Source organism: Leptospira koniambonensis, assembly GCF_004769555.1.
GTDB classification, from domain to species: Bacteria; Spirochaetota; Leptospiria; order Leptospirales; family Leptospiraceae; genus Leptospira_B; species Leptospira_B koniambonensis.
In genome coordinates, this window is record NZ_RQFY01000007.1 from 337,904 (window position 1) to 363,960 (window position 26,057).

A 26,057-nucleotide genomic window follows, 5' to 3' on the forward strand; every position below is an offset into this window, starting at 1 on the left:
AAAAAATCAGACCTCGAAAGGAAGCCCCACGTAAAATATAGTATTTCCAGGAGAAGAATCAAACCAGATCCTTCCCTTATGTTTTTCTACAATTCGCTTTGCTATATCCAAACCTAAACCGGAACCTTCTCCCAAAGGTTTGGTTGTAAAGAATGCATCGAATACTTGGTCTTGCACTTCTGCTGGGATCCCAGGTCCTTTGTCTTGGATAGAAACTACTACTTCATTATCCTGTAATGCAGCGTTGATCCCTATGGAACCTTTATATGACATTGCCTGGACGGAATTCATGATCAAATTTGTCCATAGATGCATTAAATCATCCGGGAAACCCAAAAATTCCGGGATACCATCTAAGTTAGTCGAAACCTCTACACCATGTTTGAACAGATTTTGGTAAAGTGTCAGAACAGTATCTATATTTTCTTTTAAGGAAAATTTTCTCTTCTTATGAGAAGACTCGAAATGTGCAAAACTTCTGAGTGCATATACAATTTTTGCGGAACGTTCTACTGCGGTTTTGATCGTATCCACACATTGTTCTGGTCCCAAAAGATTTAAAAAGAAGGGTAGAAGTTCTCTTGTATTCTGATTTTTTAATATTTGTTCAAAATTTTTCCAAGAAGAAGCAATTCCGAAATCTACAAAAAGATCTGCAGTTTCCTCAGGGAAAAGAATATCTGCTGATTTCATTTCCGTTTTGACCTCTGCAAGAACCCTTCTTCTTTCCAGGCCGATCAATATTTCTTTGGAAGAAACTCCTAAAGAGATCAGTTCTTTGTAGGAATTCCAATCCCTATCTGATAAAGAAGAGAGAAGTGGAAGAATAGAACGTAAATCCGTTCTGATCTTTTCTAAATAGGAAAGAATATTAAAACCCGCTGCTTGGATTGCGCCTATGGGATTATTGATCTCATGGGCTATCCCTGCGGCTAATTGTCCTAGATCCGCAAGTTTAGATGCCTGGATCAGTTTTGCTTGGGTCCTTTTTAGATTTTGAAGAGCATCTTCCAGATCGAATTTTTGAGATTCAATGATCTCTTTTTGGGCTAAAATTTCTTCATTCGCTCTTTGTAATGTTTCTATTCTAAATTCTGCTTCTTTTAGGCCTGTAGCATCTGTCCCGGTAGAGATCACATATTGCAAATGACCGTTTCTATCTCTGACTTCTTTATGCTCCCAGAGAGTTCTTCTTGATTTTCCGTCTTTGGTCCTGAGAAGTACACTTGTATGTTTCGGGAACTTCTTCTTTGCAAAACGTTGCTCAAAAACTTTTGCGATTGTTTTACTTTCTTCTGCAAATAGTTCAGTTTCCCAAAATACTTTCCCTTCTAACTCCATCAAATCGAATCCTGTGGTTTGTAAACAGGCTTTATTCAATAAAATTAATTTGCCGTCTCCATCCAAAACTAAAAACAGGATGCTAGTTGAATCTAGAATACTCTGAAGAATATCCCTTCTTTCAGAAAGTTTTCTTTCGGAGATTGCCCTTTGGGTCACATCTCTTAATACTACAATTGTGATATGAGAGCCTTCTGCTCTTTGGGACCGAACGGAAACATCATAATATTTTCCATGATTCGTTTTCCATTCTGTGCTTGTTTTTTTATTGGTACGGCATTCTTCTACAAGAATCCCCAGGTCCGGAAGAAATTCGGATAGTTTGGAATCCTGCCTTAATCTTGCCGACCCAAGCAAATTTAAAGCGGAAACATTTGCATCCAAAAGAAAACCGGAAGAGTTCATTACAAAAACTGCATCTTGTATATATTCGAATACTTGGTTCCTTGCTAATGGGATCAGATTTAAGATCCTAAAATAGAAAAGACCGTACATCCAAACGATCAATGCAAAACTTGCAGTTAAAGGGAAAATGTCCAGCTTAGGATGGATGAAAGGGATAAAACCCCCCGCAGTCATGACCTGGCTTCCGAATGGAAGAGAGATCCCGATCATAAAAACTAAACATCTTATTCTGTGGAATGCTCTTTGAGACCAAGCACCATATATTAAAATTATAATACACAGAGTGAATATGGAAATTGAATTGATTACATAGACCTGCATCCAAGGTCCGTATTCATAGATCAATGCAAGCCAAGGAGCGGACGGGTCGAATCTATACGAAGGGCGGATCCATTCTTCTGGTCCGAACCAAACCGCGATTTCGGTGCAGATAGGAATGAATGAAAAAAGAATAATGCTGATCGGATGAATGAATCTATTTAAATTCGCTACTCTTAAGCAGAGGAAAAGTAGGGAAGCGATTAGAAGATCCGGACCTATAAATTGAAAATTATCCCAAAAGATAATGTGTTCAGGTCTTGTGCTGACTATCTCCCAAAAATATCCGAAGCTATAAAGAACGATTCCAAGACATACCAGAATGAATTCTGGAGCACCTGAGGTTTGTCTGCTTTTGAATCCTGCTCTAAGAGAGAGAACGGAAAGAAATAGGCTGATTAACGGAAGGATCGCGTAAGGAGTCCATTTAAACCAGGATAAAGATTGGACTTCCGTTCCCATGCAAACTAATTTTGAACGCCACCCCTTCGGCTCAAGGAGAAAGTTTCTAAGCTTAAAATATAAGACGTATTAGCCGGTTCTATCCAATCTTTGAAGAGTAAATTTATCTCTTAAGTAAAGAAATTATAGAGTTTATTATGTATTTCAGTTACGAAAACCGACCGCGGTTCCGACTTTTTCTCCCAAGGTAAAGAAGAAGGAAGCACCTTCTCCTAGTTTACCTTCTGCCCAAACCGAACCCTTATATCGCGTGACGATCCTATGTACGATCGCAAGGCCCACTCCTGTGCCTGAAAATTCATCCTGTCTATGCAATCTTTGGAATACACCGAAAAGTCGATTGTAATATTTCATATCGAAACCGGCTCCATTGTCTTTTACGAAGAATGTTTTACCTTTTTCTGTATTCGTGACTCCTATCTCCACCTTAGGTCTTTCTTTTTTGGCGGAATATTTTACCGCATTGGAGATCAGGTTTTGGAATACATAAGACATCATATCTCTGTCTGTAGTTACTTTTGCAAGTGGATGAATTATAATTTCAGCGTTATGTTCTGTTTGGTCCTTGATCAGACTTACCACATTTTCGGCAACTTCTGTAAGATCAAAGGTGGAGTCCTTCAGTTCCTTTTTCCCTACTTTAGAAAATTCTAATAGGTTATCGATTAGATTTTCCATTCTTTTTGTTGAGTCTATAAGAACATTTAGGAATCGGACCCCTTCCGGATCCAGAACAGCACTATGATCTTCTAAGATCATTTGGGTATACCCTTGGATTGCTCTCAATGGTGCCCTTAAATCATGGGAAACAGAATAGGAGAATGCTTCTAACTCAGCGTTTGCAAATTCCAATTCGAAATTTTTCTGTTCTAATGTTTCTAAATTTTTCTTTCTATCTTCTGCAATTGCGAGAAGAGATTTCACTCTCACGATCAATTCTTCAGGATGGAAGGGTTTACATAAATACTCGTCCGCCTTTGCTTCCCAACCTTTTAACATTGCCTCTCTATGAGTTAATGCAGTTAGAAGTACCACAATAGTTTTTGAAATTTTAGGATCTGCTTTGATCTCTTTACAAAGCTGAACTCCATCCATTTCAGGCATCATCACATCCGAAAGGACCAGATCGGGGTCCCAGGAATAAACTAATTTTAGACCTTCTTTTCCGTTTTCAGCGGATCTTACCTGGCAGAAAGGAGAGAGAATGGAATAAATATAACTAGAAAGATCTTCGTTGTCTTCGCAGATCAAAACTTTCGGTTTGTCCGAAATATCCGCATTTTCTTTATTAGAAATTTCTAAACTAGAAAATTGGGTAGAATGGGAGGAAATTTTGGAAGAAGGATCTTTCTCCGCTGACTCTGCTTTTTGTGTCGGAATTTTAACACTAAATTTACTTCCTGAGTTTAGCTTGCTAGTAACTTCTACAGAACCGCCTAAAAGTTCTGAAAAATCTTTTACCATTGCAAGTCCGAGCCCTGTTCCACCGTATCTTCTGGTAGATGAACCTTCTGCTTGTTGGAATTTTTTGAAAATAATTTTCTGATCTTCTTCCGAGATCCCAATCCCAGAATCCTGAACAGAAAGAAGAAGTTGATCTTTAGAATAAGTTAAGGTAACGGAGATGTTTCCATCTTTAGGGGTGAATTTTAATGCGTTGGAAAGAAGGTTAAAAAAGATTCTCTCGAATAAATAACGATCGATCAAAACATTTAGATCTGGAGAAGTAAATTCCTTTCGGATTTGGATATTCTTTTCCAAAGCACTAGGCTCGAAGTCTTTTAAGATGGTATCGACCAGATTGCAGATATTCGTAGGCTCAAGTTCTACTTTCATTTTACCAGCTTCAAATTTAGAAAAATCTAATAGACTATTCACCATCTGAAGAAGTCTGACTGAATTATTATGAACTGTTCCCAACATCTGAATATTATTGGAAGAAAGGTTAGAACCTTTATCGGAAAGAATAGATTCGACAGGGGCTAAGATCAAACTAAGAGGAGTTCTAAGCTCGTGGGAAATATTTGCAAAAAATTCGTTTTTGATCTTCTCAGTTTCTCTCAAACTTTTATTTGCAGACTGTAATTCCTGAGAACGTCGGATAATCTCTGTTTCCATCTCTTCTGTTCTAGAACGAAGAGCTTCAGTCATCTCAGTTTGTTGATCTCCTTTTTGTTTCAGAAGAACAAACTCAGTGATGTCTTCCGCCTTATGGATGATACATTCTACCTTTCCTTTTTTATTAAAAACTGGAGAATTTAAAGGACTCCAATACTTTACGGCAAAACCTCCACCTTCTTCTTCCGGAAGTTGGATATCATATTTTTGCACAGCCATGGTGTCCGGAGCTTTTGTTTCCAAAACGCGAAGAAGAGAACTATGGAGATTACTCACACCTGTCGCTTCCGGATCGTCAGGATTATCCGGAAAAACATCGAAAATGCCTCTGCCTAAAATTTTATCTCTCTCGGTTCGAGTGGCATTGAGATATCCATCGCTTACTGCAATGATTTTGAGCTCTGGAGAAAGTACCAGATACAAACCTGGAATAGATTCGAAAAGAAGACGAAAATCAGGGCTGTGAGAGGAAGAATGATCCATCTAGTTTGCCTAATATAGAAATGAAAGATCCGAAAATAAACGAATTCATTTCAAAATTAAAGAATACGGATAAAATAGAATATCTAATTTCCTAAAAAATTCCATTAGAATCTGTTCAGTTTTTAAAGGACTCTGACAGTTTTGTCATGCCATAATTGTCCTTTGAGTGATGGGGCCTCGAATATATTTCCAAAAAAATTCCAACAACACATGTTAAACGATGCCTAGTCTTGTTGGACCTCCTAGAAAATTTTTATCATCTTTGATCAATAAATTTGTCCTGAACAAACGCATAACGGATAATTTAAGAGTAACATTCCTGGAATTTTGGAATTTGCTGGCAGTAAGTCGAAACGCGAGTAAAAAAGGCAAAATTCTACCAGAAACGTCAAATGAGGACCGGCGATTTCTTTTTTATTAGATTTTTTTGCTTCAGTGTGACTGAAGGGGCGGAGCTATATTCTGAATCCAAAATAAATTACTATACACATATTTAGTATTTTTTTAAAGGTAGCATGTTGCTTAATCACGATGAAATATTAATGAAATTCCCAAATTGGGAATTCAACGTACGAGAAATCAGTAACAATTATTATCGTGCTTCTGGATTACGAAACTCAGGAAATATAGTTTCCTGCGATGGGACCGAATACGAAGAAATAATTTCCAAATGTTTAAAAATGGCAGAAGAAATTGAATTACAGATTTCGGAAAAACTAAATGAGAAGCAGTAAATTGGATAGCAAAAATATCTTAAAATAGGAAGGAGATTTAGAATGAAATGTTATTCACACAATGAACAGGATGCAATTGCAATTTGTAAACATTGCAACAAAGCTTTGTGTTCAATCTGCGCTGTCGATACTGGATTAGGAATTTCCTGCCATGGATTGTGCGAGCAAGAAGTTAAGTTTTACGGCGAATTATTAAATAAAAGTAAGAAAACATATGCAACTACTGCCGGGACTTTTAAGAGAAGTTCTCTGATCTATCTACTACTTGGAATTGTTTTTTTAGGATTTGGATTTTTGAATCTTTCCAATGGGGTCGCTATACTTATGATTCCAGCAGGAGTGGTATTCATATTGGGTTCCTATCTTAATTACTCTAGCGGTAATAAATTTCTCAAAAAGGATTAAATTCTAATACGGAGCACTTTGCCTAACTGTCGGTGCTCCCGCGTCGCAAACGCAAAATGTCGGAACACCTTGGTCGTTATACGAAATCCGTATATAATTATTGTTATTTAAAAATCTATTGAGGAAAGAGATAAATGAAACTGAAAAATTATACGAAACTTACAGCTATCGGGTTTGCTGGAATATCAATATTCGCTTTAAGTTTACCAATGTGGGAAAAGACAGATGAATTCGGACTTTATTTTGCTTTAGGTATAGGTCTTCTTTTTGCATTTTTCTCTTACCTAAAATTTAAAGAAGTTAAAGAAATTAGAGAGGAAGAGCAAGCGTTTGCTCCCCCGTTAGATGCGACAGTTGCTGAAAAAATTAAATATTTCAAAAATATGATGTATTTGTCCTTTGTCTCTTTTCCTTTTCTCTCCATTGTGATTGCGTGGGATCTTAACAAATTAGAATCTGGGAGCGTAGAACGAGTTAGCATTTGGGCACCTGTAGCTTTTGTGTATGAGCAATTAGGATATTGGCCTGGGGTTCTTTTTGTGCCGCTATTGGGTATTCTTGTGATCTTTCTTTCTATAAAAAAGATACGCCAAATGAAATCTGAAGAGAAAGCCTGATGCATTTATTTTTAGGAACTGCTTCGGCTAGGTATTTCCAATTAATTACGGACTACGCCTAACTATCGGCTCTGACGCGGCGCTACGGGATGCTTCGCACCCTTGCTTGGCCTCCGGCACATTTCGCTTTGTCACTCGCCTTGCAGTAGCAAGTCTCGCGCCAAGTGCTAACGCACTCGCGAAACGTCGTCAAGCCTTGGTCGTTAGGCGCAATGATCTAATCTTCTTTTGAAGTGGATGAAAATATCAAATTAATAAATTTAAAGAGTAAGAAAGAATGGAGATTAACGCCAAATGGAAATTTAGTCCAGATTACTTTGAACAATTTTGGGCGGATTGGATATTATATAGAAGTAAGTATAGAAAACATGTGATGCAATTTAGCTTAGGGTCCCTTTTTCTGGGAATAAGTATTTTAACTATATCATTGTTGATAGCTACTAAGTATTCCTTTCTGGGGCTATTGTTGCTAACAAGTGGAATCGGATCATTGATATGGCATTATTTTGATAAGAATCGTTGGTTTCAGATTATGATTAGGGAAAGTGATCTTGACTCTGAGATATTAATTTCTTTTACCGAAAAGGGTTTAAAGACTCAAGGTAAAACTTCAAACGGCGAGAGTACTTGGGAAGGGATTAAAGATTTTATAATTGCTAAGAATGGTTTCTTCTTAGTTTTGCAAAGAGGTCTTTCAATCTATGTGCCGCAGTATGCACTATCTGGGGATATGAATTTAATTAAGGAATTTTATCTTGCTGCCTCAGAATCTAATAAGATTTCCTGATTTTAAGGCGCTATTTTCTTAATTTAGATCACTGCGCTTAACTATCGGTGCTTCCGCGTCGCTTCAAGATCGCTACGCGACTCTCGCTCGGGCTGCGCCACATTTGCTTCCGTCACTTTGTTTGCAGAGCAAACTCGGGCCGTTGCAAACGTCGGAACACCTTGGTCGTTATGCGAAATACTGTTATAATCTTTCTTAATATTAGCTATGCAATTGATTGGTAATATTATATAGACGCATTAACTTTCTAATTTCCGTTTATTAGTTAAAGCTTCTATCGAAATTGTAAAATGCCTGAATGAAAATCAATTTAATTATGTTTGTTCATATTTTAAAAGCGCTAAAACACATAGTAAACAAGGACAATCAGGAGTTTCGGAAAAAGAATTTAACATATGAAGAATTAAATTTGCTTCTTTCGAAATATTCGAATTGGGAGGTTAAATTCACCGAATGTCGTTCAGGAATGTATCATGGTGCGTGTAAGAGGGATACTGGAAATGAAGTGTCACACTACGGAAACGAGATTGAGGATTTAATGCAGAAATGTTTAAACTCAATTGAAGATATTGAAATTCAAATCCATAAACTGCTAAAATAGGCTTGTTTTAGCAACAGCACTTCGCCTAACTATCGGTGCTTCCGCTACGCTTCGAGATCGCTACGCGACTCTCGCTCGGGCTGCGCCACATTTCGCTTTGTCACTCGTCTTGCGGAGCAAGCCTCGCGCCAAGTCCTCCGGACTCGCGAAACGTCGGAACACCTTGGTCGTTAGGCGAAACGATGCAAAAATTTTTTATTCACAGATAAAGAATGAATAAATGGAAATCATATTCTGAAAAATCATCACATTCTGCAGATTTCGAAATTGCCTACGAGTTTATCGATGAATTGGAAGGTGGTCGCAAAACTTTGCCATTTCAAGGATATAGATGTGATTTTGAATATTATCCTATGAATGATCATTCAAGGAGGATCTATATGATTTGGCCTGAGTTTTATTCGAATGATGGTTCAATATTAACAGATTTAAATGTATCAGTTGATAAGCAAGGTAGAGCAAGTATGTGGATACTTGATCAAACAATGAGGGTTTTTCACCAAAATCATCTTAAGGAAGGAACTACGGGATTTCTTGTCGAAGGATCTCGAAGAGTGGCGCAAGTGATAGTTACTAGAATTGTTGGACTATTCACAAATCCGGTTTAATAGGGTGCATCGCATCGCCTAACTATCGGTGCTTCCGCTACGTTCGTGGATCGCTAACGCGACCACTCACTCGGGCTACGCCACATTTGCTTCTGTCACTTCGTTTGCATGTGCAAACTCGTGCCATTGCAAGCGTCGGAACACCTTGGTCGTTAAGCGGACATCCGATAAATATCTTCTTTTTTATTTTAGGATAAAATATTCTTTAGAAAGAGCCGAGCGAAATCTTTCGAATGTTAGGCCGCTCCTGAGATGCTCTGGTGCCGAGTTTTAAAGTTTCATCTTGATGATTAGATTGCGGTTTGGCGGTAGAAACGGGTCCCGTATTCGGAGCGGAGATTTGGCATCTAAAAGAATGAACTTTATCGAAACGGCAATTTACCGAATAATAGAAATACAACTATTTGGAATGCACCGTATTTGGATCGGACGTCGCTTAACTTCCGGTGCCTCCGCGCCGCTCGGGGCTTGCTAACGCAACCCGCTCGCTTGGGCTTCGCCACATTCGCGTCCGTCACTTCGTTTGCATGAGCAAAGTCGTGCCGTTGCGAACGTCGGAGCACCTCGGTCGTTATGCGCCATATGATTAAACTCAAACTAATATCACTGATAAATGAACCATCGGAAATTTGAAATTCTAAATGGGTTGCCCCCGTATGGGCCAATGTATATTTCAATTACGGATGATGACAGATCATTTTTTCAAGAAGGATTTGTCGTAAAGTTTATTAAAGACGATGGAACTTTCTGGGTTGGGAATTTTGCAGGTGGATTTTCAAATTTAAAATGCGTTGTGGAATTTTTCGATACAAACTATATATTGGTGTGTGCACAAGGAATCGTATATATTATAGATCCAAATATCTTAAAGCCCATTGAAATATTGTTTTCTTCAATAGAATTAATTCTCAAATTTGAAGATCTCCTTATATTACATGATCCTGTAAATGTTTATTTTCTAAATAGCAATTTTGACTATTGGGATTCAGGCAGAATTTCTTGGGATGGAATTAAAGAATTACGCATCGAAAATGATATCATCAAGGGTCTTTCTTATGATGCGATGGATTCGATTAACGAATGGAAAGAATTTCAGATAGATATTAGGACAAAGGAAATTACTGGCGGCAGCTACCGAATTTACGGCTTTAATGATTGAAAGAATCATACGGCGCATAACTTACGGTGCCTCCGCAGCGCTTCGAGCTCGCTACGCGACTCTCGCTTGGCCTCCGGCACATTCGCGTCCGTCACTTCGTTTGCATAGCAAACTCGTGCCGTTGCGAACGTCGGAGCACCTTGGTCGTTATACGCAAGGCTGGCAAAATTGACTTTTTCAGAAAAATTGGATAAAATTCTTGATTGTGATACAAAAAGGTGATACAAAGGATTTGTGATCAGTTTAAGAATACCACCCGATTTAGAAAGGCAATTAGATTCATTTGCAAAATCCAAGGGTAAAAGTCGCTCTGAGATCGTAAAAGAATCAATTCTTGAATATATCAAGAATCATAGTTCAAATAAAACACCCTTTGAATTAGGCGAAGATCTATTTGGTAAACATTCTGCTAACAATCAGGAATTATCTCAGAATAGGAAAAGTGCATTAAAAGAAATACTAAAGGACAAGAATGAAAAACGCAGCTCTCGTTGATTCTGGTCCAATCATCGCATTATTTAATTCATCAGATAATTATCATAAACCAGTATTTAAGTTCCTAAAGGGATTTAAAGGATCATTGTTTACTACTTGGCCTGTGGTCACTGAAGTAATCTATTTACTTTCTTTTTCAATAAATGCCCAGTCTGACTTTTTGGAATGGATAGAGCGTGGGAGTCTGCAAATTTTAGATATAACATTAGAAGATCTAAAATATATAAAGAGTAGGATGCAAAAGTATTCAGATTTGCCAATGGATTTGGCCGATGCGTCTTTAATGTGCATAGCGGAAAGGGAAGGCATCTATAATATTATTAGTATAGATTCAGACTTCTCCATATACAAAACTCTTAAAGGCAAATATCTCGCAAATTTATATAAGAATTAGGCCAGCCCAGCGTATAACTATCGGTGCTTCCGCATCGCTTCGAGATCGCTAACGCGACTCTCGCTCGGGCTTCGCCACATTTGCTTCTGTCACTTCGTTTGCAGAGCAAACTCGTGCCATCGCAAACGTCGGAACACCTTGGTCGTTAGGCGCAATATCGCGATTTTCTTTTTTAATTTTTTAGTTAAAAGTTGTGAATTCTGTTTTGAAATAAAGTGAGGATCCACTTAAAGTCCGATCGCTTTTCACCCTTTTCTTGCCTTGTGTTGTAGACTGAAAAAGCATTCCAGTATGTTAGGAATTTAATAAAACTACTTTCATTTCTTTCACTGAATCCAACGAAAAGGGTTCGCTATTTTTAATCTAAAAGTAGATTTATCTTTATATGACCTTTGCTCTATTTGTAGATTTTACAGAGTAGGGTTTTGGTGCACCGTGTTTTAGCGATACTGCTGCCTAACTATCGGTGCTTCCGCTCCGCTCGGAGATCGCTAACGCGACTCACTCGCTCGGGCTGCGCCACATTTTGCATTGTAACTTCGTTTGCAAAGCAAACTCGTTCCAACGCAAAACGTCGGAACACCTTGGTCGTTAAGCGCCATTTTGGAAATTAGATTTTTATGGCAACTTTAGAACTTCACCTGAATAAACAGTATGGTTACTCGTGCCAGACTTGGTTGGCAAAGTATTTATCTGATAACTACTTTGGTGGGAAGTATCGGATCTGGTTTGCAACTGAAATTCACCCATTAAATAATGGATTATCATCTAATCCCTTGCGCTTGTATGAAGAACTTTCAAGGATAACGGCAACTAATGATTATAATCACAGTAGAATTGTACAGTTAAAACGCAATTTAATTATGTGGGTGGCGTCAGAAGTAAGTAATAAGCTTACATATTCACAAGCAGGACATTTAATAGGGATAATAAGTAAAGCGCCAGTAAAGTCATTTCGGCCACTTTTGTGGAGAATTGAGTTGAGCAGAATTCATGTGACTAGATTGCAAAATATAGGTCAGTTTCCAGATGAGTATTTGATAGGTGATTTAGATTCTAATGAATATGAGGTAATTGTTGATGCTTGATTATGATAAGATAGCGGCACTGCATGCCTTGATTAGCTTGCGGGCATCCTATGAAACAAATCCAATAGAATATCGATATGCAACTGATTTATCCCCACAAGAATTAGATAAGAAAATAGAAGAGGGTCTTTCTGCTGTAGATGATAGTGAAGTAAAAGCAAATTGGTTAGAATTTAAATCGTACAGTAAGGAAACTTCTAATCAACCGCAAAAATCTTTTTTACTTCAAATTCTAAACGATTCATCTTATAGAAAAGCGGCGTATTATGGTGCATTGGGAATTTCTCAAGAACATCTTACGCCAGAAGACTTAGAATCGGTTAATATTAATGTTACTAAGGAAAAAGACTGGCATTCGGATCATTCGAGTATTCGGAGTCTTGCAATTAACGAGTTTTATAAACAATTTTCGGAATACTATGATTTAACAGTTGATGCAATATTTCCTTCAAAGCAAGGAATGCGGAGAATTGATGCAATATTGGAACCTAAAAAAGGGTATTCATTTTTAAGAAGACTTGTAGTTGAATATAAACAGAATATTAATTCTAGAAATCGGTTAACAAGTAGTTTGCAAGAATTATTGAATTTTAATAAACCAAATGTGAAAATCAGTTTTTCTGTCTTAATTTATTCAGGTATACAGGTAGGAGTAGATCTTGTATTTAATAAAATAAATCTTAAGCAAAATGTAAAAAATACTGTATATATTATTCAGTATGACTATAGAAATAATACCTTCGATCAATCTAATTTAGAATTACTAAGAAAATACATTCTTACTAGCACTGAACAAAACGGCGCTTAACTGTCTGTGCTTCCGCTACGCTTCGAGATTGCTGCGCGACTCTCGCTTGGCCTACGGCACATTTGCTTCTGTCACTACGCTTGCATAACAAGCTCGTGCCATCGCAAACGTCGGAACACCTTGGTCGTTATACGACATTCCTATTGACATTTCAGTTATTAAAAATATTTAATTTACTATTAGTGAGTTTATAAGTTATTTTATATTTAAATATAAAATATACGTATTTTTAACTATCTAATAATCGGGAATTCTTTAAATGAAACATTCATCAGACGAGCGTTGGAAAGAAGCGAGGAAAAGAGTTGAACCTTATGTTCATGCTGTCTTTTGGCAAGATTTAGGCGTAGAAGATTCTCAAAGGTATGTAGATTGGATATTAGATAGGTTAGTTAAACATGAATTCTTAGCAGTTCTCGAGGATAACTATGCGTTATGGAAGTCTGATGAGAATAGAGATCGAATTTTACTTATTAGCGATTTAAAGTATCCTGAAGCTCGTAAAATTTTGAATGAGAAACTGGAAAAAGATCCGAATACATATTATTGGATTCAACCGAACAGCGCTCCGTGAACACATTTTTTGATATCGATCGTAAAATACGGAACGTCGCATAACTTTCGGTGCTTCCGCTCCGCTTCGAGATCGCTACGCGACTCTCGCTCGGACTTCGCCACATTTGCTTCTGTTACTCGTCTTGCAATGGCAAGTCTCGCGCCATCGCAAACGTCGGAACACCTTGGTCGTTAAGCGCCATTCAAAAAATCAGTTTTCTTTTCACAAATCAGATAATCAAAGATAACTTTTAAGATGAAATTAACTGGAAGTTTAACTGAAGCGAAACTCAAAAAAGATCTTTTGTCTTTAAAAGAATTCCTTTTCGTTTCTCAAAAGGGGAGTTTAATTGATCAAACAGTTAAACGTAATTTCCCTAATATTAATACATATTTTGTCATAAATTATTTAGAATATCAGGGGAGCATATCCGTAAAGATACTGGTAAATAGTAAGGATATTATTCTTTTGGAATTTGAGGAAGAGAGATTAGAAGAATTCGAGTTAATTTCGGTGAATGACTATTTAATTGGAAAATCGCATCGTGAACAGCTCTTATTGGCTGTTGCTGTTGATTTAGGCGAAAGTGCTTCAAAAATAATCGAGTAATTGAATAGAGCTTAAGAATAGATTTGAACGGCGCTTAACTATCGGTGCTTCCGCTTCGCTCGGAGATCACTTACGCGACTCACTCGCTCGGGCTACGCCACATTCACTTTCGTCACTTCGTTTGCATAGCAAACTCGTGCCGTCGCGAAACGTCGGAACACCTTGGTCGTTAAGCGAACATGACTGTAAAATTTATTTTCTTTTTGTTTTGAAGCTTGGAATTCTTGTGAATCTTTTCTAAAACTAATGTGGATTTCACTCTTAAAGCATGCGTTTCATCGCGATCAACGGGTGACCTTGGTTAGTAGTTATGAATAATAGTTCTAATGCTCTAGCCGTTTCCTTAAGAGTAAATTTTATTTGCGACTGAAACGGATGGAATATTGTGGATGTCCGTAATCCATCAGTATTGAATTTTAGTATAAATAGGGGATAAGTTCGGACACTATTGCTGTCCGTGCAGTCACGTCGCTTAACTGTCGCCTCTGGCGTTGCGCTTCGGACTGCTTCGCATCCTCGCTCCAGGCTTCGCCACATTGGCTCAGTCACTCGAATTGCAGAGCAATTCTCGCGCCTGTCTTCGCTTACGCTCAGCTCGCCAACGTCGCCAAGGCTTGGTCGTTAGACGTCATGACCTATCAATATTTACTAAAAGGAAAATTATGAAAAGACCTAGATCAATTACAATATTAGCTTGGATAGTCAGTATATCTACTGCTTTTACCCTGTTTTCATATTTCAGACTTTGGGGTACCCCGCAATTTGCAGCATTGTTGGAAAATATAAATTATCTAACTTATTGGATGAAACTAATTTTATTTGCGATGAGTACAGCTATTCTAATACTTCTAAGTATTGGAACATTCTTAGGTATAAATTGGATAAGATATCTTTACACAGGTTGGTATGTATTCTCGTCGGTTCTTTGTCTTTTTACATATCAGTCAAAAGGTTCAATAATTTTTGGTATGATTACAGGTGCGATGATAATATACTTCCTGTTCCGTCCATTGTCGAATTCATTTTTTAAAAGAAGTTCTAAATCGGGAATAGAGAGTGAGTAGTTGAACAAGCAAGGATCACGTTTCTCATTAGGTCACAACGTCTAACTATCGGTGCTTCCGCTACGCTCGGAGATCGCTATCGCGACTCACTCGCTCGAGCTACGCCACATTTACTTCTGTCACTTCGTTTGCAGAGCAAACTCGTGCCATCGCAAACGTCGGAACACCTTGGTCGTTAGGCGAAATATCGCGATTTTCTTTTTATTTTTCTAAAAGAAAGTTTGAATCTTTCCGTGGTAATTTGAGTGGAATTAATTTTAGGTTAGGTCGCTTTTCACCCTTTTCTTGTTTTATATAGTAAGCTGAAAACATTCCAGTATGTTAAGAATTGATTATAACTACTTGAATTTCTTTCATTGAATCCAACGAAAAGGGTTCGCTACTTTATCTCTAAGAGTAAATTTGTCTTTGTTTTACCTTTGCTCTATTAGTATATTTTACAGAGTAGGGTTTTGGTGCAACGTGCTTGAGCGATACTTCGCCTAACTTCCGGTGCCTCCGCGCCGCTCGAAGATCGCTTTCGCGACTCACTCGCTTGGCCTTCGGCACATTCGCGTCCGTCACTTTGTTTGCATGCGCAAACTCGTGCCGTTGCGAACGTCGGAGCACCTCGGTCGTTAGGCGAAAAATTGCGCAATTTTGTCTTATCAGCTTAAAAACTTATCTATAATATAGAATTTCTTAAAAGAGTTTTCTTCAATTGAAAGGATCGATAAATGTGCCTATTTTGTATCAAAAACATTGTATATTAATCAATACCTCCATGAGCGAGTTTAAAAGTGCTTTAAATAATCTTATTGAGAAGAATAAAAAATGGTTTATCTTTGATAGAGATCATCTTCCTTTTCGAGGTTCTATCTTAGAAAATGAGTTTTGGCTTAGGCGAATAATTCACTATAAAAATTCATTTCTTCCAACAATTTATGGAAAGATTATTCCCACTTCTGAAGGGACAACCATTGATCTTCGAATTAGGTTAACAATTCCTCAAATTATTCTAACAATATTCTGGTATTCATTTGATTTAATATTGATATTAATCTTTCCCTTCTCTGAACTCTGGGGGATTTTACTTTTCGTCAGTATAATTCTTCCATTCATAATGCTGCTCGTTCCGATTATTGCGTTTAGAATCGAAGCGAATAAAGCGATAGAAATACTCAAGGAGATTTTACTATAAACGCGCAATTCATCGCCTAACTGTCGGTGCTTCCGCTGCGCTTCGAGATCGCTTTCGCGACTCTCGCTCGGGCTTCGCCACATTTTGCATTGTCACTTCGTTTGCAGAGCAAACTCGCGCCAACGCAAAACGTCGGAACACCTTGGTCGTTATGCGAAAATCGATGCAAATATTGTTTTGAATGAAAAATAAAATTATTGGTCGCAAGTATCAAGAGTTCATAACTCCCGAATATTATCGGCTTGAAATATTGGATAAGGCGTACTATGCTTTTGTAATCACACTTGTATATTCAATGCTAGCTTTTTTCGCATTATTTTCTTTGAGCGAGCGCGGATATATTGGAAGACAGACTTGCGTAGTCTTAACTCTAGTTTGTGCTTTCTGTATCTTGAAAGAATACTGGCCGATTATTCAAGAGCGTTATATACAAATAGATAAAGATGAGATTGTCATGTCACCTGGGGTTTCATTTGCTGATGATTTAAGAAAATTGCTCTGGAAAGATGTTATAGAATTGCAAAAAATAAAGTTTTCCTTTAGAGGAAGGTATTCATTCATTACGACCATTGAAGCTTATAAGTTTATGTTTCAAGGCGATGTTTTTTATGAGATTGCTTATTTTGATTCACCAAATTTTGAAGCGGAATTGTTTAAATTTGCTGCGATGAATAAAGTGCCGTTTAAAATTAATCAATAAGAAGCATCGATCGTCGCCTAACTGTCGGTGCTTCCGCTACGCTTCGAGATCGCTTACACGACTCTCGCTTGGGCTACGCCACATTTGCTTCTGTCACTTCGCTTGCAAAGCAAGCCTCGCGCCATCGCAAACGTCGGAACACCTTGGTCGTTAGACGACATGATAGAAAAACTATTCTTGGAGAAAAAATGGGAAAATTTTTTAAATACACATTCGCCATTCTGTTATTTGGGCTGGGGGTCTCATTGATTGTAATGGTCTTTTTGATGCCTGCGCCTGCCGGCTCAAATCAATATTCGATTTGGTACGTATTATTGTTTTCGTTATTGTTAATTTTTTTAGGCTACGGAACTATCCGTAGCAACAAAATAGAAGGAGAAAGTATATATGCTGGATTATTGATTAGATTATTATCATCAGTAATTGATTGTATAATTTTGATTCTTCCAATATATTTCCTAAGCAATCTTGCCTTGAAAGTAAGCTTAAATTTGTATATTTCCATTCAATGGCTATCATACCTTGGTATCCACGTTCTTTCAGCATTTCTGCTATCTAAGTATGGTGGGACACCTGGCAAATTGATCGCGGGCTTACGAGTAACTCAGGATGATTTCAGTCAGGTATCTTTCAAATCTGGCCTTAAAAGGTCTTCAATCGATTTAGTTTTCTCATTTTTTCTTGCAGTGGGATTAACACATGCAATTATACTTGCTCCTCCAAATATTTTAATGGAGACTAATCATTTCTCAGTGGGCGCTGTAATTAAGCCTTATACATATGAATGGTATAATGTTTTAAATGTAGTTTATTTATACTGGCTATTGAGTGAATTTTTCGTGATGAATGTGAATTCAAAAAGAAAAGCTATTCATGATTATATAGCTAACACAGTGGTTGTTGAAAAAAATAAACTTTATCAAGTTCGATAAAATCTACCACGTCGTCTAACTTTCGGTGCTTCCGCAGCGCTGCGGGATTGCTACGCAACCCTTGCTTGGCCTTCGGCACATTTCGCTTTGTCACTCGTCTTGCAGAGCAAGTCTCGCGCCAAGTGCTTGCGCACTCGCGAAACGTCGGAACACCTTGGTCGTTAGGCGGACATCCGATAATTTTTTTCTTTTTACTTTAGGGTTAAACAATTTCTATAATTACGCCGGTAGTAGATTCTTCTTTAGATTTTATCCGCTCCTTTGGGTGCTGTTGCCGAGCTTTATATTTCATCCGCGTAATCGATTGCAGTTTATGGTTATAATGGATCTCGTATTCGGAGCGGGGTTTGGTAACTAGTAGCATAATTTTACTGAAACGGCAATTTGCCGACTCAGAGAAACGTAAATATTGGATGCACCGTGTTTGGATCGGACGTCGCCTAACTATCGATTTGGCGTTCCGCTTCGAGATCGCTTTCGCGACTCTCGCTCCAGGCTTCGCCACATTTACTTCCGTCACTTCGCTTGCTTGAGCAAGTTCGCGCCGTCGTAAACGTCGCCAATCCTTGGTCGTTATGCGACATTGTTTAAAAAAATCAGATGACAGAAAATTTTTATAAAAAATATACAGAGCATCATTTTCATCCAACTATTTATGATATGATTGAAGTAGTTGTTTATGAAAGAATAGATAGAGGCTTTGATGTATATTTATCAGAGGAAGTAAATTCCGTTCCTGAATTGGAAGAGTCCCGCATAGACCAGTATCATATTTTTGTAGGCACAATTGATAGCGAAGATGAATTTGAAGACTTATATAAACGCAAAATAAAAAATATAATTGGAAATAGATACGAGCAAATAACTTTTTACAAAGAAAGTAAATCGAGAAAGATTTGCGGAAAAATCTATGACGAGTTAAAAAAAGCCGGTTGTTCTCATATGTCTATCGGATCAGATGAAACTGGTGATTACAGTATATATATCCGTAGAAAAGATATTGAATTTGCAGAATGTATTGTTCAATCCAATCTATTATGAGGTAATACTGAGCTGCAAAGGGTTTGCTTAGGTTAAATTTAAACAACGTCGCATAACTATCGGTGCTTCCGCTTCGCTTCGAGATCGCTGCGCGACTCTCGCTCGGGCTACGCCACATTTGCTTCTGTCACTCGCCTTGCAATGGCAAGTCTCGCGCCATCGCAAACGTCGGAACACCTTGGTCGTTAGGCGAAAGCGGTGAATAGATATCTTTGAAATCGTGATCTATTAGGTTAAACCAATGGCTTATTATTGTAATGTTTGTAAAGTAACGATATCATCTGAAGTTTATTTTTATTCTGTTGATAAAATAGGACGACCTCTCTGTAGGAATTGTCAGTCAACAGATAAAAAAGTAAACCTGAGTCAACGCCAGCTGCTAAGCTATTATATAAAGCATTGATCTCACGAAATGTTCCTGCTAAGCTAGAATTGTATGATGGTTTTAAGCATATAGATATTGCAATACCTGAAGCTAAGGTGAATATTGAAGTTGATGGGGGACATCATAACTTTGATAAGAAACAAGCCTTAGCTGATCTGAAGAGAACATACTATTCCTTTAAGAAAGGCTATCTAACATTGCGGATCCCAAATTCACTAATAACGAAGGAAAACCTTGACGAAACTGCTGATTATATTGTGGACTTTCTTCATGAATCAATCGATCAACTTGAATATGACAACGATCTTTTGGGATGGTTAAAACGTCTTTTTTAGAGCTAGAATACTCTCTTATTAAGTTCACCGCCATCGCCTAACTATCGGTGCTTCCGCTCCGCTCGTGGATCACTGCGCGACCACTCGCTCGGGCTACGCCACATTTGCTTCTGTCACTTCGCTTGCATGTGCAAGCTCGTGCCATCGCAAACGTCGGAACACCTTGGTCGTTAGGCGAAATAACGCTTTCAATGCACCGAACTACAACAATGATAGCTCGAGAGGAAAAATGAGAAAATCTATTGTAGCGATAATTGGAATATTAACCCTTCAGTGTTTTTTGCAATATGGAAATATAAAGGTTTTGAAAGACGATTTCAAAAATCAAAATGTTTTTAGTTTGGAATTGTATTCTACTACAAATTTTACTTTTACGTCAAAGAGCAAAAGAGCGGTCTTTGTAACATTTACGAAAACTGTAAACGCGGACTCGGTAGCTGTTATTAAGTGTCATCTTTCTTCTGAATTCCCGAACCATGACCAGCCATTAGGTAATTTTTCTTTTTTTAAACTAGATGAGAAAAAAATTAAGATTAAATTTCAAAGTACCAAAATTATTCCGAATGAAATTCGAAATGCAACTTGGAATGTACATTCGGCAGAATTCATTCTGTCTAATGAATTACAGAATGAATTATTAAGTGCGAATAATTTCTCAGTTCGATTCTATTCGGGTGAGTTTCCGCTTGATGCAGATTTTTCCTCAAGTGATTTACGGGTTATTAAGGAGCTAATAAGGATTAAGCCATAAAAGAAGCGATACTTCGCCTAACTTTCGGTGCTTCCGCTCCGCTCATGGATCGCTAACGCGACCACTCGCTCGGGCTTCGCCACATTTGCTTCTGTCACTCGTCTTGCAGAGCAAGTCTCGCGCCATCGCAAACGTCGGAACACCTTGGTCGTTAGGCGAAATAAACGCCAAATAATCTTTTAATATAGAATGTCTGAACCAGAAGAAAGTAATGAACAATATGCGTACTTTGCACTAATTTTTGATATGTCATTGATTTGAATGACATATCATTGCAAATGGGCCTTTTTCCGAGTCAGGCCTGGGTAAAAGGAGATATTGACCAGAAAACTAATAGAGTAGAGACTTACAGTAAATGGTGTTTATATTCCCGACTTACGAAAGAAAAATCGTTGGAAGATCATATCATTGATGTTCTTGATCAGTTAGATTCTCAAGCTGATCGAATTCGAAAAATAACTAGTCAATTCGATGGAATACTGCAATTAGTCGGTTATTTTCATCAATATTATCCAGGATTAAGTCTCGATTCTAAAACGATTAACAGAATCGCCTCATACAATCTAAACATGGATTTTGATTTCTATTATCTGTTTGAAAACGAAAATGAAGAATAATTTGCTTAAATGTGAGTGAAAGTTTTTTCTTCGAAAATTCTAATAGAATGGGAGTTTTAAGTTATCGAGGCGTTTACTTCGCCTAACTATCGGTGCTTCCGCTCCGTTCGCGGATCGCTAACGCGACCACTCACTCGGGCTTCGCCACATTTGCTTCCGTCACTTCGTTTGCAAAGCAAACTCGTGCCGTTGCAAACGTCGGAACACCTTGGTCGTTATGCGAAAATCGATGGCAAAATTTCATGAGATCATTAAAGAATTTCTTAATAGGTAGAAAATTTAGATTAGAGAATAGCTCCGGATGTTTACGGTTAAATATTAAAGATAGAGGTCTAGATAAATATTTCTATCTAATCGTCTATGCAACTCTTTCTGCATATGCGTTTTACGCATTCAGCAATTTAGGTGTCTTTATTTCTGTAATAGTATTTGTAGTAATTTCAAAGCTTCTTTACCATAGTTATTCACCGTTTAGAAAAGAAAGATTTATCCAAATAGATGAAGATGGAATTACACTTTCGAAAGATATGACCTTCACCTCATTTGTTGGGACACTGAAATGGGGTAGTATTAGAAAAGTAGAGAAAATTAAATATTACCGTAGAATACAGAAAGCATATGTTGATATTGGACCATTTTATAAATTTACTTTAAAATATAATAAAGAGATTGAAGTATATTGTATTTTTCCTAAATATTTTGAAGAAGAATTTATTAAAGCGTTTCGAGAACGAAAAATAACTTTTAGCTCTGAAATGGTTTATTTAGAGCCAACGATCATCGCCTAACTGTCGGTGCTTCCGCTCCGCTCGGAGATCGCTCGCGACTCACTCGCTCGGGCTACGCCACATTTGCTTCTGTCACTTCGTTTGCATGAGCAAACTCGTGCCATCGCAAACGTCGGAACACCTTGGTCGTTATATGCAATTGCCAAAGATTTTTCTAGAAACAGAATCAAATTTTATATCTAATAATATTTAATTAATAAAAACGATTTAAGGTTAGTATGAGTAATAAGGTAATTCCTGACATTGCTTCGGACGATGATTTAGGTAAATGGATATGGCAAAATTTAGTTCCAAAATCAGGGCAGTCAGAATCTGTTCAAGGTGAACTTCTCCGTAGTATTGAAAAATTGCGATATGAAGCTCAGAATAATGGGAACGGGAATTGGGACAAAGGTTTTGAACTATTGATAGACTATCTTGAAGATAAGATCCTCGGGAGACCCAAATCTTTCTTTAAGAGCTTTTCATCAATTCAAAAAGATTTGAATAGGCTTAGAAAGTTTAAGAATCCATATGTAGACGATGACTTATACGATAGGGTCTCAGCAGAAATATTCAAATTTTGTCGAGAGAATCCTAACTTAATAGTTCATGAAAAGAACTCAAAATTAAAAAGATAGTTTTTTGAGTGGATTGGCCTTTCATTTTCTAAATCTAAGATAACTAATTTACAGACCAATCCCGGCAACTGCATATAACTTTCGGTGCTTCCGCTCCGCTCCCGGATCGCTCCGCGACCACTCGCTCGGGCTTCGCCACATTTGCTTCTGTCACTGCGCTTGCATAACAAGCTCGTGCCATCGCAAACGTCGGAACACCTTGGTCGTTAGGCGCAATAATGAAAAAGGACTTCTTAATACATGAATAAAGCTGCAATTGTCTCTATCTTCAAAAATAAATTTTTTCAATTTTCAGTTGTATGCTACTTACTGATTCAGATTTTATTAATTACACGAAAGTATTTTGATTTGGATACTGAAAAGAATGATACTTTTTCAGCTCTGAATTATCTGATATTCGTATTAATTGTTCTCTTCTTTTTCCTTGGCCTAAAATCCATTATGGAATTAACGGCTATGGTTACTTTACCTGATCTTTCTTTACTAAACATGTTTGGTCGTTTGGCAATCTTTACAGTACCAAGTTGGTTTATATTTCTATTTTATTCACATTTGCTAATGATATTGCTGGGAATTGAGCTCGATTCAAAGCATTCTTATCATTCACCTTTACAAGGGATAATATTTGTTACTGGGCTAATGATATATTTCATTGTATATTTGGCTGGTGGAGCAATAGTTGTTGGTTCTCGGACAATGGTTGAGCACTTTAAAAAATTAAAGAAAATTTTTAGCAATAGAGAATCATACATTTATTTCACTGTGTTCTTTATTCCCTATATACTATTAATGACTTATAGTGTTGTCACTGATCCGATTATTAGAAAATTTGATCAGTTAATATTTTCGATAGTTGTTTTTGTTATTTACCTTAACTTTATTCTTTTGGTAAAGCATTGGCAAAGAATTGAGTCCACTACATAATTTTGTTTTAAAGACTCATTACTGCGCCTAACTATCGGTGCTTCCGCATCGCTTCGAGCTTGCTTCGCAACTCTCGCTTGGCCTTCGGCACATTTCGCTTTGTCACGGCGCTTGCAAAGCAAGCTCGTGCCAAGTCCTTACGGACTCGCGAAACGTCGTCAAGCCTTGGTCATTAGGCGACATAGCAATAACATCTATTTATGAATAAAAATTCTAATATTGAAATTATTAAAGGAGATATAACTAAACTATCAGTGGATGCGGTAGTAAATGCTGCTAATTCTTCACTTCTTGGTGGTGGAGGTGTTGATGGAGCTATTCATAAAGCCGGAGGCCCTTTGATTCTCGCCGAATGCCGTAAAATCATAGCAAGACAGGGCGGATGTAAAGTAGGTGAGGCGGTCATTACTTCAGGGGGAAATCTTCCCGCAAAATTTGTTATTCATACAGTCGGTCCGGTCTGGAACGGAGGCAGCAATAATGAAGAAATAATGCTTTCAAATTGTTATACTAATTCGTTATCTATTGCCTTGGAAAGTGGGTGCAAATCGATAGCATTTCCAGGCATTAGTACAGGAATATATAGATTTCCTAAGGAATTGGCATCTAGTATCGCTATCAATACTGTAAAGAACCATTCTGGTAATTTGAGTTTTGAAAGAATAATATTCGTGTGTTTTGATACGGAAAGTGAATATTATTACAAGAGTAAGATATCCCTTTAACCTAATTGCTACGGCGTCTAACTATCGGTGCTTCCGCTTCGTTCGTGGATCGCTAACGCGACCACTCACTTGGGCTTCGCCACATTTGCTTCTGTCACTCGTCTTGCAGAGCAAGCCTCGCACCATCGCAAACGTCGGAACACCTTGGTCGTTAGGCGACATGTAGCTTGGAATTTATTCTATATGTTCAAAAGAGCTGGGTTGATTGGAATACTAATCCCTATTTTTACCTTTCCTATGTTTGTTGGGATGGTGTGGGATTTATATTTGCCCTTTATAATATATCCCGCTCTTCTAATTTTCTTTCATCTATATAAAAAGACCCTTAAGTCTGTATTCCCCTTATTTTACTCTTCGATCGGAGTATCATTTTTGATATGTATTTTGTTATTCCTTTTTCTGAGAAAGTTTATCGAAACCCCATTATATTATTCGAGTGGTCCATTTTTTGCTGACGCTCTTACTTTGCCTGTAGCAGAAGGGATTACATTAAAATCTATTCCATATAAATCTGGACATTTGGAGTTTAAGCGAATTGATGATGCTCGCCCAACAGTGCTTGCCTATAAAAATTTGAATAATGTTATTGAATGGGCATATGCCTTAAAGGGAGCAGAGGAGGGGAGCCTACATAGTAATGTGGATGAGTTTTCCCTTGCACATGGAATTACACGTGATCGAATATTTCTTAGATGCTTATGTTTGAGCAACGATCTTATAACGATTTACCTCTGGAAGTCAGGTAGATTTGATAGATTCTATTTAAGTTGGTAACAAGCTTCACGTCGTCTAACTATCGGTGCTTCCGCTCCGCTCGTGGATCGCTAACGCGACCTCTCGCTCGGGCTTCGCCACATTTCGCTTTGTCGCTCGTCTTGCAAGGCAAGTCTCGCGCCATCGCAAACGTCGGAACACCTTGGTCGTTATGCGCCATGAAATTGAAATTTATGGGACTACGTATGAATTATAGGAATATAGTTATCATAATACTAACAATCGCTCTCTTTGCAGGATGTAAGCGATTTTTCGAGGAGCGGGGGTATGTCGTCGCTAATAGCGGGCTTTCCTTGCGGCAATCTCCGAAAATTGATTCGAATAAACTTTCCGTTATTCCCAGAGACGAATTCTTTATAATCGTCGATAAAGAGGGTCCTGAAGAAACAATTGAGGGAACTACAGAACGATGGTGGAAAGTAAATTATAAAGGAGAAATAGGTTGGTTGTTTAGTGGATTTGCTGCTATTTATGATCCGAGTTTTTATGATGAAAAGAAATCAATCTATACAGGGAACCGTGATATAAAAAATGAATTTTATAATGAACTGAAAACATTCTTTTTAAAAAAGACTGATAATCATTGCCAATTGAATTTTATATCAAATGCTTTTCCGAGTGGGGATGGAGATGATATATTTGATGAGGTTTATGGAATTGAAATTAACACAAAAATTGATTCAATGGCTATTTTAAGCAAATATCATTCTTTTAGCGTAAGGATAGTTAATTTAGAGCGGCAAGCAGATCAATTTATCATCTCATATGTGAATAGTGGTAAAGGCAGCAGTAATTCGGTTTCATCTATAGAATGGGAATTGAACAAAGAGAAGAAAACATTCTTTAATAAAGAAAAATTTGGCAAAGGAACAAATTGGGAAAACCTAATTTATAAACCTAATAATGAAAAAAGTTATGTTTGTAATTCACATTTAAAATCTTGGCTATACCCCTTTCTCTGAAAATTTCACGGAGCATAACTGTCGGTGCTTCCGCATCGCTTCGAGATCGCTTCGCGACTCTCGCTCGGGCTACGCCACATTTGCTTCTGTCACTCGTCTTGCGGAGCAAGCCTCGCGCCATCGCAAACGTCGGAGCACCTTGGTCGTTAGACGAAAGTTGCGCGGAATATATTTTATGAGAGTAAGATTCTTTATGTCGATTTTATTTCTTATAATCCCTTCAATCGTGATAGGAGATGAGATTGTTGTAATCGGTAAAATTGTTAATATT

General features: G+C 37.7%; 27 protein-coding genes. 25 read left to right on the top strand and 2 right to left on the bottom strand.

Annotated features, from left to right (window positions below):
• Nucleotides 1–6: 6 nt before the first annotated feature.
• The gene (locus tag EHQ52_RS16995) at nucleotides 7–2,526 is read right to left on the bottom strand and encodes a histidine kinase N-terminal 7TM domain-containing protein (protein ID WP_135616360.1); all 2,520 of its coding nucleotides are present in this window, start codon (nucleotides 2,524–2,526) and stop codon (nucleotides 7–9) included.
• A gap of 144 nt (nucleotides 2,527–2,670) precedes the next feature.
• Entirely contained in the window at nucleotides 2,671–5,127 is a 2,457-nt protein-coding gene (locus EHQ52_RS17000) for a hybrid sensor histidine kinase/response regulator (protein ID WP_135616361.1), read from the bottom strand.
• 542 nt (nucleotides 5,128–5,669) lie between these two features.
• Between EHQ52_RS17000 and EHQ52_RS17005 the strand changes: the two genes are divergently transcribed.
• The 25 genes from EHQ52_RS17005 to EHQ52_RS17125 all read left to right on the top strand — a co-directional run bounded on the left by EHQ52_RS17005 (nucleotide 5,670) and on the right by EHQ52_RS17125 (nucleotide 25,786).
• Nucleotides 5,670–5,861, top strand: coding sequence for a hypothetical protein (locus EHQ52_RS17005; protein WP_135616362.1), 192 nt, complete (start codon nucleotides 5,670–5,672; stop codon nucleotides 5,859–5,861).
• A 42-nt stretch (nucleotides 5,862–5,903) separates the two neighbouring features.
• Nucleotides 5,904–6,266, top strand: a complete 363-nt coding sequence (locus EHQ52_RS17010) for a hypothetical protein (RefSeq protein WP_135616363.1) — start codon at nucleotides 5,904–5,906, stop codon at nucleotides 6,264–6,266.
• A 134-nt stretch (nucleotides 6,267–6,400) separates the two neighbouring features.
• Nucleotides 6,401–6,883, top strand: a complete 483-nt coding sequence (locus tag EHQ52_RS17015; protein ID WP_135616364.1) for a hypothetical protein — start codon at nucleotides 6,401–6,403, stop codon at nucleotides 6,881–6,883.
• 277 nt (nucleotides 6,884–7,160) lie between these two features.
• Nucleotides 7,161–7,670, top strand: coding sequence for a hypothetical protein (locus EHQ52_RS17020; protein ID WP_135616365.1), 510 nt, complete (start codon nucleotides 7,161–7,163; stop codon nucleotides 7,668–7,670).
• A gap of 813 nt (nucleotides 7,671–8,483) precedes the next feature.
• On the top strand, nucleotides 8,484–8,879 hold the full coding sequence (locus EHQ52_RS17025; protein ID WP_135616366.1) for a hypothetical protein: 396 nt from the start codon (nucleotides 8,484–8,486) through the stop codon (nucleotides 8,877–8,879).
• A gap of 613 nt (nucleotides 8,880–9,492) precedes the next feature.
• A complete protein-coding gene (locus EHQ52_RS17030) occupies nucleotides 9,493–10,038 on the top strand; it encodes a hypothetical protein (protein WP_135616367.1) in 546 nt (181 codons plus the stop codon).
• 234 nt (nucleotides 10,039–10,272) lie between these two features.
• Nucleotides 10,273–10,533 (top strand): ribbon-helix-helix protein, CopG family, encoded by a 261-nt coding sequence (locus EHQ52_RS17035; protein WP_135616368.1) that lies wholly within the window; start codon nucleotides 10,273–10,275, stop codon nucleotides 10,531–10,533.
• On the top strand, nucleotides 10,511–10,927 hold the full coding sequence (locus EHQ52_RS17040) for a type II toxin-antitoxin system VapC family toxin (RefSeq protein WP_135616369.1): 417 nt from the start codon (nucleotides 10,511–10,513) through the stop codon (nucleotides 10,925–10,927). Before EHQ52_RS17035 ends, EHQ52_RS17040 begins: the two co-directional genes overlap by 23 nt.
• A gap of 620 nt (nucleotides 10,928–11,547) precedes the next feature.
• The gene (locus tag EHQ52_RS17050; RefSeq protein ID WP_135616371.1) at nucleotides 11,548–12,015 is read left to right on the top strand and encodes a hypothetical protein; all 468 of its coding nucleotides are present in this window, start codon (nucleotides 11,548–11,550) and stop codon (nucleotides 12,013–12,015) included.
• Nucleotides 12,008–12,823, top strand: coding sequence for a hypothetical protein (locus tag EHQ52_RS17055; protein ID WP_135616372.1), 816 nt, complete (start codon nucleotides 12,008–12,010; stop codon nucleotides 12,821–12,823). Before EHQ52_RS17050 ends, EHQ52_RS17055 begins: the two co-directional genes overlap by 8 nt.
• Before the next feature lie 259 nt (nucleotides 12,824–13,082).
• The gene (locus tag EHQ52_RS17060; protein ID WP_135616373.1) at nucleotides 13,083–13,397 is read left to right on the top strand and encodes a hypothetical protein; all 315 of its coding nucleotides are present in this window, start codon (nucleotides 13,083–13,085) and stop codon (nucleotides 13,395–13,397) included.
• 237 nt (nucleotides 13,398–13,634) lie between these two features.
• Nucleotides 13,635–13,988, top strand: a complete 354-nt coding sequence (locus EHQ52_RS17065; protein WP_135616374.1) for a hypothetical protein — start codon at nucleotides 13,635–13,637, stop codon at nucleotides 13,986–13,988.
• Nucleotides 13,989–15,815: 1,827 nt separating this feature from the next.
• Nucleotides 15,816–16,232, top strand: a complete 417-nt coding sequence (locus tag EHQ52_RS20115; protein WP_167492225.1) for a hypothetical protein — start codon at nucleotides 15,816–15,818, stop codon at nucleotides 16,230–16,232.
• A 181-nt stretch (nucleotides 16,233–16,413) separates the two neighbouring features.
• Entirely contained in the window at nucleotides 16,414–16,932 is a 519-nt protein-coding gene (locus tag EHQ52_RS17070) for a hypothetical protein (RefSeq protein WP_135616375.1), read from the top strand.
• A gap of 68 nt (nucleotides 16,933–17,000) precedes the next feature.
• Nucleotides 17,001–17,864, top strand: coding sequence for an RDD family protein (locus EHQ52_RS17075; protein ID WP_135616376.1), 864 nt, complete (start codon nucleotides 17,001–17,003; stop codon nucleotides 17,862–17,864).
• 600 nt (nucleotides 17,865–18,464) lie between these two features.
• Entirely contained in the window at nucleotides 18,465–18,905 is a 441-nt protein-coding gene (locus tag EHQ52_RS17080; RefSeq protein ID WP_135616377.1) for a hypothetical protein, read from the top strand.
• A gap of 432 nt (nucleotides 18,906–19,337) precedes the next feature.
• Complete coding sequence (locus EHQ52_RS20400; RefSeq protein ID WP_425269405.1) at nucleotides 19,338–19,625, top strand: DUF559 domain-containing protein; 288 nt, start codon at nucleotides 19,338–19,340, stop codon at nucleotides 19,623–19,625.
• Nucleotides 19,626–19,854: 229 nt separating this feature from the next.
• Complete coding sequence (locus EHQ52_RS17090; protein WP_135616379.1) at nucleotides 19,855–20,376, top strand: hypothetical protein; 522 nt, start codon at nucleotides 19,855–19,857, stop codon at nucleotides 20,374–20,376.
• 257 nt (nucleotides 20,377–20,633) lie between these two features.
• Nucleotides 20,634–20,993, top strand: a complete 360-nt coding sequence (locus EHQ52_RS17095; RefSeq protein WP_279638307.1) for a DUF4279 domain-containing protein — start codon at nucleotides 20,634–20,636, stop codon at nucleotides 20,991–20,993.
• A 92-nt stretch (nucleotides 20,994–21,085) separates the two neighbouring features.
• Complete coding sequence (locus EHQ52_RS17100; protein ID WP_135616381.1) at nucleotides 21,086–21,781, top strand: hypothetical protein; 696 nt, start codon at nucleotides 21,086–21,088, stop codon at nucleotides 21,779–21,781.
• A 218-nt stretch (nucleotides 21,782–21,999) separates the two neighbouring features.
• Complete coding sequence (locus tag EHQ52_RS17105) at nucleotides 22,000–22,401, top strand: hypothetical protein (RefSeq protein WP_135616382.1); 402 nt, start codon at nucleotides 22,000–22,002, stop codon at nucleotides 22,399–22,401.
• A gap of 240 nt (nucleotides 22,402–22,641) precedes the next feature.
• Nucleotides 22,642–23,325 (top strand): hypothetical protein, encoded by a 684-nt coding sequence (locus EHQ52_RS17110; protein ID WP_135616383.1) that lies wholly within the window; start codon nucleotides 22,642–22,644, stop codon nucleotides 23,323–23,325.
• 200 nt (nucleotides 23,326–23,525) lie between these two features.
• Entirely contained in the window at nucleotides 23,526–24,050 is a 525-nt protein-coding gene (locus EHQ52_RS17120; protein WP_135616384.1) for an O-acetyl-ADP-ribose deacetylase, read from the top strand.
• Between the two features lie 183 nt (nucleotides 24,051–24,233).
• The gene (locus tag EHQ52_RS20120; protein WP_167492223.1) at nucleotides 24,234–24,824 is read left to right on the top strand and encodes a hypothetical protein; all 591 of its coding nucleotides are present in this window, start codon (nucleotides 24,234–24,236) and stop codon (nucleotides 24,822–24,824) included.
• A gap of 185 nt (nucleotides 24,825–25,009) precedes the next feature.
• On the top strand, nucleotides 25,010–25,786 hold the full coding sequence (locus EHQ52_RS17125; RefSeq protein WP_135616385.1) for an SH3 domain-containing protein: 777 nt from the start codon (nucleotides 25,010–25,012) through the stop codon (nucleotides 25,784–25,786).
• Nucleotides 25,787–26,057 lie beyond the last annotated feature (271 nt).